The organism is Clostridium sp. C8, assembly GCF_001010885.1.
GTDB lineage: Bacteria > Bacillota > Clostridia > Clostridiales > Clostridiaceae > Clostridium > Clostridium sartagoforme.
In genome coordinates this window covers 30324-45482 of record NZ_LBMX01000082.1, presented here as the reverse complement: position 1 = coordinate 45482, position 15159 = coordinate 30324, and the positions used below count along the sequence as shown (strand labels likewise).

Here is a 15159-nt window from a genome sequence, read left to right as displayed (position 1 = left end):
TTTATACTATTCGTCTAAACTTCTTATCTAATTCATAGTTTGTAAATTTGATTATTACTGGCCTACCGTGAGGACAATGGAATGGATCATCTATATACTTTAAATCATTTATAAGCTTTTCCATTTCAATTTGATTTAAAGAATCATTAGCTTTAACAGCAGCTTTACATGCAAGGGTTGCAATTCTATTATACTTTACTTCAGTTGTTTTTCCGCTACCTAATGACTTTATATTATCTAAGATATTAATAAATAAATTCTTAGGATCTAGTTTGCCTAAAAAATAAGGAACTTCCTTAATTGCTATAGTATTTCCACCAAAGTTTTCAATAGAAAATCCTGCTATAGTAAATACTTCTGAATTCTCCTCATAATAACAAAAATCATCTATAGTTAAGTCTATTAAAGTAGGCACTAGTAGTTGTTGTACTACTATATCCCCCTCTTCTATACCCTTTAAGTACTTTTCAAAAAGAATCTTTTCGTGAGCAGCATGTTGATCTATCATATATAGCACTTCATCATATTCAGCTAATATATAGGTCTTATTAAACTGTCCTATTATTCTTAAATTAGGGAACTTAGCATTTCTATTTTCTATATTATTTAAATTTTCTTTGTTACTTATTATATTTTCACTATTTGCTTGTTCTTTATTTATTTCATTTTTGATGAGTTCTTTTTTATCTTCACAAATTACAGTATTTGAATTATATTTTACAGGTTTATAATCAATACCATTATCATTATTTATGCTATTATTATTGTTATGTGCTTTAATATCTATTTTACCAAATTCTTTTAGGTTCTTAAGATTATTATAGAGCTCTTCTTCTCTTCTTAAATCCTCATAAGAAACTCCTAGTAAATTATTTATTTCATTTTCTTTAGCCTTATTACTATTATCATCATATTGAGATAAAGGCAAGTTATTTGAATAAGTATTATTTAAATTTATATTAAAAGATATTTCTTCAACTACTTCTGTTGGAGTGTTATCTTTTTGATCTTTTTCTTCTTCTGGAATGTAGAAATCATTGAAGACTTCACTTTTAAATGCTTTATGAACTGCATCAAATACCTTTTTAAAGATTCCTCTATCTTCCTTAAACTTAATTTCAGCCTTAGTTGGATGTATATTAACATCTACAAACTCAGGATATACTTCAAGGAATAAAACAAAGAAAGGAAATTTATTTACTGTTGCAAAAGACTTAAAAGCATTTTCTATTGCTGCAACTATAGTTTTATTCTTAATATATCTACCATTAACAAAGATGCTTTGATTATTTCTAGAACCTCTTGCTATTTCTTCTTTACCTATATATCCATATAAATGAATTGCATCTTCTACACTTTCAAAATATATTAGATTTTCACTTATAGATTTTCCATATACAGTTCTAATAACATCTTTAAGATTGCCTGTGCCATAAGTATGTAAAACCTTTTTACCATTGTTATAGAATTTTATAGATACATCTGGATTAGATAAAGCTATCCTTGATACTATATCGCTTATTAATGCTCCTTCTCTAGAAGTAGATTTTAAAAACTTTCTTCTAGCAGGTACATTATAAAATAAATCTCTAACTTCTATTATTGTTCCTTTATTAGTTCCTGTTTCACTTGAAGAAAGTATTTCACCGCCTTCTATTGAAATCTCTGAACCAAAATCTTCGTTATCTATTTTACTTCTTAATAATACTTTTGATATAGATGCTATAGAAGCTAAAGCTTCCCCTCTAAAGCCTAAGGTCATAATAGAATATATATCCTCTACATTTTGAATCTTAGAGGTTGCATGAGGCATAAAAGCTTTTTTAATATCATCTCTATGTATTCCATTACCATCATCTATAATTCTTATTAAAGAAATACCTCCTTCTTCTATTTCGATGGTGATATTTTTTGCTTCTGCATCTATTGAATTTTCTACTAATTCTTTTACAACTGAAGAAGGGCGTTCAACCACTTCACCAGCTGCTATTTTATTAGAAGTATGTTCATCTAATAGATTTATTCTTTTCATATAATCACCTCACTAATTTTCCCATTTTATAATTACTTTACCCTTTTTGCTTCAAGTGTTAACTTGTATAAGGTGTTCATTGCATCCATAGGGGTTAAAGACATAACGTCTATATCTGCAAGTGAATTAATTAAATTTTCTTTTTCTATCATTGTAAAATCTATCTGATAATCGTTTATTTCATCTTTAGAATTCTTTTTCTTTTTAGAATCCTTCTTCACAATAGTAGTATCTTCTAATATTGTATTATTTGTAGATTTTTTTTCTATATCCACATCATTAGAACCTTCTTGAATGTTATCTATTGAATTATTATCTAAATATACTTTATCTTCTTTAATATTATCACCATTATTTACTTTAATTGTTTCAAGTTTATCAGTTGCAACTTCCTTTATTGAAGTAATATCTAATGAATTACTATTTGATGTACCTTCTAGCGAAGAAAGTATTTCTTTTGCTCTATCAATAACTTGTTTTGGTAATCCTGCAAGTTTTGCAACCTCTATACCATAAGATTGATCTGCTCCACCTTCTACAATCTTCCTTAAGAATATTATAGTGTCATTAACTTCACTTACTGCAACTGAATAGTTTTTAACCCCATCTATAACACCTTCAAGTTTAGTTAATTCATGATAATGGGTTGCAAAAAGTGTTTTGCACTTAAGTTTATTATTTTTAGATATATATTCTATTACAGACCAAGCTATACTAAGCCCATCATAGGTTGATGTTCCTCTTCCAACCTCATCTAGTAATACTAAGCTTTTAGATGTGGCATTTTTTAGAATATTTGATACTTCCCACATCTCAACCATGAAGGTAGATTTCCCCCCTGCTAAGTCATCAGAAGCACCTATTCTTGTAAATATCTTATCACATATAGAAATATTAGCGGATTTAGCTGGTACAAAAGATCCTATTTGAGCCATAAGGGTTATAAGTGCCACTTGCCTCATATATGTAGACTTTCCTGCCATATTAGGACCAGTAATAAGTAAAAGTCTATTATCATTTGGATTTAATGTAGTATCATTAGAAACAAATTCACCTTTTCCAATAACTTTTTCTACAACAGGGTGTCTTCCTTCATTTATTTCTATAATTCCATCTTCATTTATTCTAGGTTTAACATAATCATTTTCTACTGCTATTAAAGCTAAAGTAGATAAAGCATCTAAGTTACCAATAATTCTAGCACTTTGTTTAAGCCTTGCAATTTCTTTTTCTATAGCTTCTCTTATTTCTATAAATAAGTTATATTCTAAAGACACTAACTTTTCTTCAGCACCTAAGATTTTATCTTCCATTTCCTTTAACTCCTGAGTTATAAATCTTTCAGCATTTGCTAGTGTTTGTTTTCTTATATATCTACCTTCAGGAATTGCATCATAATTAGCTCTTGATATTTCTATATAATATCCGAATACTTTATTATACCCAACCTTTAATGACCTAATTCCAGTAAATTCTCTTTCTCTATTTTCTAAAGCTGCAATCCATTCCTTACCATGAAGTTTAGCTGTTCTTAAATCATCTACTTCTGCATTATATCCATCTTTAATTATGTTACCTTCTTTTAAGGCAATAGATGGATCATTTAAAATTGAATTAGATAACAATTCTTTTATATCAGTAAGTTCATCTAAATCTTTATACCATTCCTTTAATATGTTTGAAGTAGAATCCGCTAAATGTTTTTTTATACCTGGTAACTTTTCTAATGAACATTTTAGTGAAATTAAGTCCTTAGCATTAGCATTCTTATTAGAAATTTTCCCTACAATTCTTTCTATATCATAAATTTCTTTAAGTAAAATTCTTAAATCTTCATTGAAGTAAGCATTATTATATAGCTCCTCTACACCTTCTAATCTCTTTTCAATTTCAGATTTTATTATAAGAGGCTCTTCAATCCATTTTCTTATTGATCTTCCTCCCATAGAAGTAGAAGTTTTGTCTAATACCCAAATTAAGCTTCCTTTTTTAGATTTCTCTTTTAAGCTTTCAGTAAGTTCTAAGTTTCTTCTTGAGTTACCATCTATAGTCATATAATTAATTATGTCATAATATTCTAAAAGATTTATATTAGTTAAAGTCATCTTCTGAGTATCATATATATATTTTAATAAAGCTTTAGATACAGTCTTAGATAAATCATTTAAGCTAGTTATACATACTTCAGAAAATTGTTTAATAAGTTCTTCATCTGTACAAATGCTCTTACTTAAATCTCTCTTAGTAATTAGCGCTGAAGTAATAGAAGTAATTTCTGATAATAATTCATCACTTATATTAATATCTACAATTATTTCTTTTGGAGATATCTTAGTTATTTCATCTAATAAACTTGCCTTTATTGCGGCAGTGCTCGTTACTTTAAATTCGCCAGTAGATATATCAGAAGAGGCTAACCCGTAATAACCACCATTTTCAACTATACACATTAAATATGTATTCTTATATTCACTATCTTCGCTGTTTTCTATATATGTACCAGGAGTTATAACTTTAATAACATCCCTTTTTACTATACCTTTAGCAACTGAAACATCTTCAACTTGTTCTCCGATAGCTACTTTATATCCTTTATTAACAAGTCTTGCAATATAAGAAGGGGCTGCATGAAATGGAATTCCACACATAGGAGCTCTTTCTTCAAGACCACAATCTCTTCCCGTTAAAACAAGTTCAAGTTCCCTAGAAGCGGTTTTAGCATCTTCAAAGAACATCTCATAAAAGTCACCTAATCTAAAAAATAATATACAATCTTTATAATTCTCTTTTATTTCAAAATATTGTCTCATCATTGGAGTTAACATATTTTTAATACCTCACAAACATAAACTTAAAATCTTTATAAACAAAAGATTTTATTACTATTATACTATAAAATTGGAATAAGTAACAAGTGAGTAGTATGTATCAAGTAATAGGTAATAATCAGAATTGAATATTCACGAACTAATAAAATAATTTTTATGAGTTAAGAATTAAATCAGAAGGTATTAATATTAATTTATAAAATCATCTACAACTAAAAGCAGCCTCCAATTTTATAATTGAAGACTGCTTTTTAATATTAATGTTTATAGTATGTATTATGACCATTGCTGATGACATAAGCCCCATTAGGAACCTGAAAACTAATTAAAATAATATTTAATAAATCAACACAAGATCCACCTGCATTCAATAAACATAATAAACAAATAAATCCATTTAATATTCCCAAAATACTTAAAATCATTGGTAAAATAAAAGACAGTGTTATATAAGGCATTAAAGAAATAATTATAAACCTACTCTTTTTTATCTTTTCTTCAGTATAAACAAAAGCGAACATACCATTAAATCCCCAATATGTCTTATTTGATTTTAGCATATTTGGTACATATATAGCATGAATAAGTTCATGTATAAACAGAAAAATAATAATAGCTACTAAATATACAAATATATTTAAATTTAAAGTTAGCTCAAATTTTAATTCACTATTCCCTTTAATAATATCTTTAAAAGGTTGATATAAAAAGAAAATTAATATTAATTCAATAAAAAAAGAAATGATCATAATTGGGAATGAATAAAGAATTGCAGCCTTAACATCCTTAGGTTCTTTTAGCTTTTTCCAACCATTTGATAATAAATTTTCACATATTAAATAGTCCGTAGAAGGAATATTTTTTATATACTTCAACTTAACACCTCCCATAAAAAAGAAATATTCTATTTAATAAGTCCATTATTACATACATATATAAATACCACAATTTCAAAGATAAAACTGTGGTATTTTAATCTTAAATTATTTCTTTCTAAAAGTCATTAAATATTCTGATTCCTTTGTATCCTCATTAATAAGTTCATCTAAAATCATAAAATCATTTTTATTATAGAAATTTATTGCCTTGTGATTTTTTTTAAATACATGCAAAGTTAAATAAGAATATTTATTTTTACAAAAATCTATTAGCTTTTTTCCTATTCCTTCTCTTTGGTAATTCTTTTTTACAAAAATTCCACCTATATAATTATTTTCAACTATACCTACAAAGCCTTTGATAACATCATTTTCCTCAAATATATAAACATCAGCTTCTTTAAGTAACTCTTTAACCAAATCATAATTTTGAATCCAATATTTTTTATCTATAAAGTCATGAGCATCTATATTTGTTTCTAACCAAATTCTCATTACTTCTTCTAATTTATTCATACTTAGATTTTTTATCATACTCTTTCTCCTTAATTTATATAAATTTTAAAAGTAAGAGTTTAAAACACTCATTAAGTTCACCCTTTCTAACGAAATATCAATGTTAATTTAATATTATAATTATATAATATTAATTTCCAATTGAAAATAGCCCAAGTATATCTTCTTCGCTTAGTGTATTTATGCTTGATATATCATTTTCATTGTCAAGTATCTTCTCAATTAGTTTTCTTTTTTCGTCTTGAAGATTTACTATTTTTTCTTCAATTGAATTTTTAGCTATAAGCTTAATCACTTCTACTATATTAGTTTGACCAAATCTATGAGCTCTATCTGTAGCTTGATCTTCAACAGCGGGATTCCACCAAGGATCAAAATGTATTACTATATCTGCTGATGTTAAATTAAGTCCAGTTCCTCCTGCTTTTAAGCTTATTAAAAATACAGAATTCTTTCCTTCATTAAATTCATTTACAAGTTCTAACCTTTTTTCAGAAGGTATAGATCCATCTAAATAACTATATAAAATATTTTCTGTTTTCAATTTATTTGTAATATTCTTTAAGACTGAAGTAAATTGTGAAAATACTAATATTTTATGGCCTTCTTCTATACCTTGTTGAAGAATTTCAATTAATGCTTCTACTTTGCCACTAGTTCCAATATAGTCATTTATTAACACTGAAGGATCAAGACATAATTGCCTAAGTTTAGTTATGTATGACAAAATTTCTATTTTACTTGTTTTTAAATCATCATCTTTAACTTTCTTTTCAATTAAGCTCTTAGCATGATCTGCATAAATAGAGTACACCTTTTCTTGCTCTTCAGACATTGAAACAACTAGTTTTTTTTCTATTTTAAGAGGTAATTCTTTTATTACATCCTTTTTATATCTTCTTAAAATAAAAGGTTTAATAAGTTTATTTAATTCTTCTAAAACTTCTTCTGATTCATTTAACCTCTTATGGTATCTTACACTAAACCTTTTTTCATCAAATAAATATCCAGGCATTATAAAATCAAAAATTGACCATAATTCCATTAGTGAGTTTTCTAAAGGTGTTCCTGTTAATGCAAATTTTCTATATGATTTTATTTTCTTTACAGCTAATGAATTTTGAGAAGTACTATTTTTTATATATTGTGCTTCATCTATAAAACAATAATCAAATTGAATCTTTTCGTACTCTTCTAAATCTCTTTTAACTAAATTATAAGTAGTAATTATAACATCGTATTTTTCAATAGTATTTATTATATTACATCTTTCATCTTTAGATCCATTTACAACAGCATACCTAATAGTTGGAGCAAATTTTTCTATCTCACTGCTCCAATTATAAATTAATGATGTTGGTGCGACAATTAATGTTCTTGATGGCAAACTTGATAATATAAAAGTTATTGCTTGAATTGTTTTCCCAAGTCCCATCTCATCACCTAAAATTCCACCAAAGCCCAGATAATCCATAGTTTTAAGCCAATTATAACCTTCTTTTTGATAAGGTCTAAGTTCAGCAGATAATTGCAGGGGCTCTTTAAATGTTAACTTATTTATATCTTTTATCTTCTTTTGAATCTGCGATAATTCTTTTTTCCCCTTTATATATCTAATATTATTATCTTTAATAAAACTATCTAGATATAATCCTTTATTTTTACTAAACAATATACTATCACCATCTATTTCATTTTCTAAGGATAGTACATCTAATAATTTTATAAAATTCTTTAATTCTATTTCTTCTAAATCTAAGAACTCGCCATTTTTAAGCTTGAAATATTTAAGATTGTCTCGAAGAGCTAATATTATATCTTTAACTTCAGTTTCTGGTATATCATCAATTTTAAATTTTAATTCAAAATAATCAAATTTACCGCTTTTAATTTGGCCTATAATATTTTTATTATTAATATTTTTTATTATTTTAAAGTTTTGTGAATAAAAAACTTCTCCTATATCTTGAAGTTTATCTATATCATATTTAAAAAATTTAAATAAGTAATCATCTCCAAGTAATAAATAAAGTTTATCTCCTGAAGCTTCAAATCCAAGAGATCTTAAAAATGATATTACTTCTCCTTCTTTATTTATATCTCTATAAATAATTTTATTTGTGTACTCATGAAAAATATTAAATTCATGTTCTCCATATTTAACCTTTAAGGTTAATGTTATATCTTTATTTACTTTATCAAAATAGAATCTAAACTCAACATTTTCTTTTACAATTTTATTTTTTATAGATTTATTAATACTTATATAATCAGACAGCGTGTAGAGCTTAGGTAATAGTCTATATAAAATTCTTATTTCCTGATTCTTATCTATTGAAATGGATTTTGTATTATTAAATATATTTAAATATGAAGATATATCATAACAATACTCAAAACTTGGTAGATAAATACTGCTTGCATATAAAAATACTGTACCCTTTTTATCAATTTTCTCAGGAATTCCATCCTCTAAACTTAATATATATTCTTTCTCTAACCCCTTTAAAGAAATTTTAATATTAGGTTTATCAAAAATAATTTCAGTTTCTACTGGCTTATAGAAAAAGCCTTCATTTAAATAAACTCTATTTTTTGAAATTATATTAAAAAATTCTCTTATTAAGAAATCCGGAATTATCAACATTTTTCCATCTATATATTTATCTTGTCTTTTCATAAATCCAGATGAAGTTGATTCGATATCTTTTACCTTTTCAAGAAAATCTATTATTTTCTTTTCCTTTATACTTAACCTTTGATATCTTGGATCAAAGCTGAAGTCCTTACCATATTTAACTGGTATTTTATTGTAGTAGGAAGTTAAAAGCTGATTTATATCTTTAACAACATATAATTTGTTTGAAGATAATCCCTTCAAGCCTATTTTAAATTCCGCTGCTAATTTATTTTTTATACCTTGTTTATTTATATAAACTTCTATTTTTATTTCTTCTTTATTGTCTTCTTCTAGAAGTAAATCTAGTATATTATCTTTTTGATTTTTAAATATATTCTTACTTAAAATAGATTTATTAAATTTAGATTTAAGTTCTTCATTATCATCTAATTCATTTAAAAACTTGTAAAAACTTGCAAATAAATGCTTACAGCAATAATTATTTTTACGAAGTTCATTTCTTTCAAAATCATCACATGTACAAAAGGTAGATATTATATTTTTAGTATTTATATCTATTTCTAATTTATTTATATATTCACTAAAATAATTTTCAGATATTATTTTAGAATTTATATAAATTAACTCTTCATCATGCTTTATATCAAAATTTGAAATCAAATCATTTTCTAAAATTCTTTTACCACCTAAATCATTTTTACCACAGGTATCTTTATTAAATTTTTCTAATAAAACTTGTTTAATCATAATTCTCACCTTAATTAATAATGGGTATAAACTGCTTAGCAATTTATACACTATCTTTAATTATAACAAAAAGAAGTGGCTTTTGCCACTTCTCCTTATGCCTCCATCCATAAATCTTTTAATTTATACTTATTCATCTCAAAATCATAGGAAGGGCTATATTTAATTCTTTTTCTTAAGATATATTCCTTAATTGGATTTTTAAAATCATTTTCAACTAGTATAGTTGTAGTAACTTTGTTTTCAGAATTCATAAAACATATAGGTAAATTACTTTGAAACATTAACATTTGAAGATGTTCTTTGTCTGAATCAATTGATTTATTATATATACGTCCATAGATAAACTTATCATTTCCTGCAAATTTAAAAAGCAATATAATCACAGGTTGTCCACCAACTGTAATTGTAGTTGCTTTCATTTCAAGGATTCCCTTATCTAAAATATAATTTAAATTTTCATTACTTTCTTTTAAGTAAAAACTTGAAGATATTTTATCTTCATCAAATTTTGTAATATAATTACCTATATATCCACAATCTAGCTGTAATAAATTTTCAGTGTACAAGGCCATTCCCCTCCTAAGAATACATATTATCATTAATTAATTATACTACTGTTATATCATAATATTAAAGGAGTATTTAATGGGAATAATGCCATTAATCCTTAAAGTCATATTAAGGTTTCTCGCCATAAAAAAATAATTTTAATATCATTATAGAAGAATAACTTAAATCAAAAAAATCATTATATTCATTTAATACTTTTGATAAAGAAGGATTGTTTAATGCATTATTATCTATTTTATATCTAAAATTATCTTTTCCTAATATATCACTATGATTTATTACACCCTCAATATCTAAATTTACAAATCCTATTGTTTTGAGTAAAGTTATTAATGCTCTGCCTATTTTTCTATTCCCTTCAAGGTTAGATTGAATTTTAGATAAATTTTCGTTTAACATTTTTATTAAATCATTTTTAGGATTTGTTAGTCCCCATAAATCACTATCAACATCTATAATAATTACACGTCCTCCTGGTTTAAGTAGTCTAAAGATTTCTTTTAAGGCTGCTATTGGATTACTTAAATGTTGAAAGACAAATCTTGCAATAATATAATCAAAATAATCGTCTGGTAATGAAGCTTTGGTTATATCATCTTTTACAAAAGTTACCCTTTCTCCATAATCTTTATTAAGATTGTTATGTGCAAGCTTAAGTAGTTTTTCATCATTATCTAAAGAAATTATTTTAGCCTCACTAAAATTATCTAATAATATTTTAGTAAAAAATCCAGGTCCACTTCCAATTTCAAGAATTTCACTATCTTCTTTAACTCCAAATAATTTAAGCATTCGCACTTCTTTATAAGCTCCAAGATTAGCCTGCTTTTCTAGTCGCTCCATCTCCCTTTTAAAACCAATTTTCTCATAAATTTCATTATATGACATAAAAATTTCTCCTAAGATTTATATACATTACAGTATATACCTAGAAATTTATTTTGTTCTGTTTTAAAGGATAATAAAATAAGGTAGGATAAAATATAATCCTACCTTATTTTTTATTAATCAACTGATTTTAATGACTCAACCATTTGAACTTTTTTTAATTTATAATACATTACTATATTAACTAGTATTGAAAATATTAATGTTAATACTGCAGATATTATAAAACTTAATAAATTTATACTTCTACCAAACATCATAGCATCAATTTCTACTGTTGCCATTATAAACTTGTGAAGGAATATACCCAGAAATTCTCCAAAAAGTATTCCTATTAATGTTAATATTATATTTTCCCTATAAATATATGCAGAAACTTCATTATCATAAAATCCTAAAACTTTTATAGTTGCAATTTCTCTTATTCTTTCACTTATATTAACATTAGTCAAATTATATAAAACAACAAAAGCCAAAGCACCTGCTGATACTATAAGAACTAATACAACATAATTTAAGCTCTTAATTGTATTATCAAAGTTATTTTTTATATTAGTATTAAAAGAGACTCCTCTAACTATAGAATTTTCCATAATCATCTTAGAAAAGCTGTCTTCATCTTCTATATTTTTAGTGTTAGTTAATATTGAATTATATTTAATATCTACATCAAATATATTTTTGTAATAGCTTTGAGACATATATGCATAATTAAATGTATAATTTTCAGATATCCCCGATACCTTTAGTGAAATATCCTTATTATTAATTTTAATTTTTACTTCATCCCCAACTTTGACTTTAGATTGCTTTGCCGCTTTTTCTGATAAAATTATTCCATCATTAGTTAATGTAATTTTCTCTTTAGAATTTCTGTTTTTTAAATTTATAAAATCATCTAATGTTCCTAATGACTCTGGAACTATAATATTCAAATCTTTTTCTCCAGATTTAGTACTTAATTTAGCATTTTCTAATAGTATCATAAGAGATTTGTCTACTTGAGGTAAACTATTAATGTAAGCATAAAAATCATCTTTCTCTAAAGTACTAGCATTTTTATCTATATTTATAGTTAAAGTATATTTAAATATATCTCCGAATTGTTTATTAACTATTGTTTTTATGGAATCTTTTATTCCAAAGCCAGTAACTATTAATGCTGTACAACCAGCTATACCAAAAACAGTCATAAAAAATCTCTTCTTATATCTAAATATATTTCTTATAGTTACCTTTCCTATAAAACTTAATTTTCTCCAAATAAAATCAATTCTTTCTAGTAATATTCTCTTTCCATTTTTAGGAGCCTTTGGTCTCATAAGCGTTGAAGGCGTTTCAAGTAATTCTTTGTAACAAGCAAGAAAAGATGAACTAGTTGTAACTAAAACTGATATTAATGTTATAGAAACAGAGATTAAAATATTAAATTCTAACTCTACCTTTGGTAAAGTGTACATAATTCCGTAGGCATCAAAAATTACTATTGGGAATACAGTAAGACCTATAGCTAAACCAAGAATACTTCCTAAAAGACTTGCTGAAAATGCATAAATAATATATTTAGATACTATTTGATACTTTGAATATCCTAGTGCCTTTAATGTTCCTATATTAATTCTTTGCTCATCTACCATTCTTGTCATAGTGGTTAAACATACTAGCGCTGCAACTAAGAAAAAGAAAACAGGAAATATTCTAGCTAATTTATCTATACTATCAGAATTATTCTTGTAATCTAGATAGGAATAGTTACTATTCCTATCTAAAATATACCAACTTGGTTCATCAATTATCTTCACGTCATTTTCAGCCTTTTCTATCTTTGCTTCTGCTGACGCTATTTCTCTTGCAAATTTATTTTTGCCTTCCTCATACTCTAATTTACCTTTTTCTAAAGTTTTCTTACCATTTTCTATTTCTAATTTACCATTTTCAAATTGTTTAAGAGTATCTACTTTAGATTTTTCTAATTGTAGTTTCTTTTCTTTTAAATTTCTTTCTCCATTTATTAATTCCTCTTCTTTAGTGATAATTTCATTTTGCGCTAATTTTAATTTTTCTTCTCCACTTTTAATTTCATTACTAATATATTCAATGCCATTAATTAGTTCATTTCTTCCCATTATTAGAGATTCTAATTGAATATTTAACCTAGTTTTTTCCGACTCTGGTAAGTTTGGTGTTTTCAAAGCAGTTTCTATTTCTAAAATTCTATTATCAAGATTTATTTTGGTGTTTTCTAAATTAGAAAGAGTACTTCTTGCAATATTAAGTTGTTCTTCGGCTTTTACTTTTTCTGTTTCAAAGGTCTTTTTGGCTGATTCTAGTGCAGCTTTACCTTCATCTATTTTATATTGGGCCAAGTAAAGTTCATTTTCTGCTTTAGAAATAGATTGATTAAACTCAGTTTCCTTTTTAATTAACTCACTTTCTCCATCTTTTAATTCTTTTTCTGATTTATCTAACTTAGCTTTAGCATCATCAAGTTCTTTTTGTCCTTTATTTTTTTCATCTTCTAATTTAAGTTTATTTTCACTTATCTTTTTATTAGCTTCATCTAAAATTTCACTATATCTTAAATCAGCTCTTTTATATCCAATATCCTCTAATGGGTTTTTTACTTTATCAATAACTTTAAAATATTCATCCGAATATGAATTTAATTTTTTTGCATCATCTAATGTTATATATACTTCTGTGTAGGCAGGAAGCTTAAAATTTTCTTGTGGAATAACAATAAAACTAGTAATCTTACCACTTCCTATATCTGAAGTTCCTTTTTCATAAGATAAATAATAAGGTGTTCTTACCTTACCAACTACCTCATATTCAATATTTTCTAATTTATCACTTAATGATTCATCTGATCCTGATGAAACAGTTATTTTGCTACCTACTGATAAATTTAATTTTTCTAGTTTTCCAGCTTCTACAACACATTCATTAGATTTTTTAGGAAGTCGTCCTTCAATTAACTTATACTTATTTACATTAACTTCTGATTCCAATGGTAATCCCATAACCTTTAGGACATTTTCAGAAGTATCTGTTTTTATTATTGCATCTAAGGAATAGGTTGGGAAGGTATCTAAAACCCCGTTAACTTTACTTATTTCCTCAATATCTTCGTTTGTAAATCCTAATGTAGAATATAATGTTAAATCCATAAAATTATAATCATCATAATATTTATCCGCTGTTTTCTTCATATCTATAGGAGCAATTTTTATTCCGGAAAAAAAAGCAACTCCTAAAGCTATAATTGCAAATATAGAAATGAATCTTCCCTTAGACTTTTTTATATCTCTAAATATATCTTTAATAAAAGCATTTTTAGGCATTACCATTCAATCCTTTCTACTGGAAGAGGATTTCTGTTTAATGTAATACTTTCAATAACTCCATTTTTAACTTTAATTACTTTATCACCCATTGGTGTTATTGCAAGATTATGTGTTATTATTACTACAGTCATATTATATTTTCTACATGTGTCTTGAAGTAATTTAAGTATTGCTTTTCCAGTAGTATAATCTAATGCACCAGTTGGTTCATCACATAAAAGTAATTTTGGATTTTTAGCTAATGCCCTCGCTATTGCGACACGTTGTTGTTCGCCTCCTGAAAGCTGTGCTGGAAAATTAAGTTTTCTTTCTTCTAAGCCTACTGCATTTAATATCTCAAATGAATCTAAAGGATCTTTAGAAATTTGCGTTGCTAATTCAACATTTTCTAGCGCAGTAAGATTTTGAACTAAATTATAAAATTGAAATACAAAACCAATATCATAACGCCTATATGTTATAAGTTCTTTATCTGAATAATTACTTACAAGATTTCCATCTACCATAATTTTACCGCTAGTTGATGTATCCATTCCTCCTAAAATATTTAAAATTGTACTTTTCCCAGCGCCACTAGCTCCAGCTACTATTACAAATTCCCCCTTATTAATTTCAAATGAAACTCCGCTTAGGGCCTCTATAGTTACTTCCCCCATCTTATATGTCTTTTTAACATCTTTAAATTCTATAAAACTCCTCAAACTTATAC

At 25.9% G+C, this 15159-nt stretch carries 9 protein-coding genes; all 9 read right to left on the bottom strand.

Annotated elements, in window-relative coordinates:
* Position 1: 1 nt before the first annotated feature.
* The gene (mutL, locus tag AAT22_RS11710; protein ID WP_047001362.1) at positions 2-2032 is read right to left on the bottom strand and encodes a DNA mismatch repair endonuclease MutL; all 2031 of its coding nucleotides are present in this window, start codon (positions 2030-2032) and stop codon (positions 2-4) included.
* Between the two features lie 32 nt (positions 2033-2064).
* Positions 2065-4857, bottom strand: coding sequence for a DNA mismatch repair protein MutS (mutS, locus tag AAT22_RS11705; protein ID WP_047001361.1), 2793 nt, complete (start codon positions 4855-4857; stop codon positions 2065-2067).
* A gap of 260 nt (positions 4858-5117) precedes the next feature.
* A complete protein-coding gene (locus AAT22_RS11700) occupies positions 5118-5735 on the bottom strand; it encodes a DUF3267 domain-containing protein (RefSeq protein WP_047001360.1) in 618 nt (205 codons plus the stop codon).
* A 108-nt stretch (positions 5736-5843) separates the two neighbouring features.
* Positions 5844-6272 (bottom strand): N-acetyltransferase, encoded by a 429-nt coding sequence (locus AAT22_RS11695; protein ID WP_047001359.1) that lies wholly within the window; start codon positions 6270-6272, stop codon positions 5844-5846.
* 112 nt (positions 6273-6384) lie between these two features.
* A complete protein-coding gene (locus AAT22_RS11690; protein ID WP_047001358.1) occupies positions 6385-9642 on the bottom strand; it encodes an SNF2 helicase associated domain-containing protein in 3258 nt (1085 codons plus the stop codon).
* Between the two features lie 95 nt (positions 9643-9737).
* On the bottom strand, positions 9738-10217 hold the full coding sequence (locus tag AAT22_RS11685; RefSeq protein ID WP_242849816.1) for a hypothetical protein: 480 nt from the start codon (positions 10215-10217) through the stop codon (positions 9738-9740).
* Positions 10218-10323: 106 nt separating this feature from the next.
* Positions 10324-11103 carry a class I SAM-dependent methyltransferase gene (locus AAT22_RS11680; RefSeq protein WP_052953955.1) on the bottom strand — a complete coding sequence of 260 codons (780 nt, stop codon included), beginning with the start codon at positions 11101-11103 and terminating at the stop codon, positions 10324-10326.
* Between the two features lie 116 nt (positions 11104-11219).
* A complete protein-coding gene (locus AAT22_RS11675; RefSeq protein ID WP_242849815.1) occupies positions 11220-14453 on the bottom strand; it encodes an FtsX-like permease family protein in 3234 nt (1077 codons plus the stop codon).
* Positions 14447-15151, bottom strand: a complete 705-nt coding sequence (locus AAT22_RS11670) for an ABC transporter ATP-binding protein (RefSeq protein ID WP_047001356.1) — start codon at positions 15149-15151, stop codon at positions 14447-14449. Before AAT22_RS11670 ends, AAT22_RS11675 begins: the two co-directional genes overlap by 7 nt.
* Positions 15152-15159 lie beyond the last annotated feature (8 nt).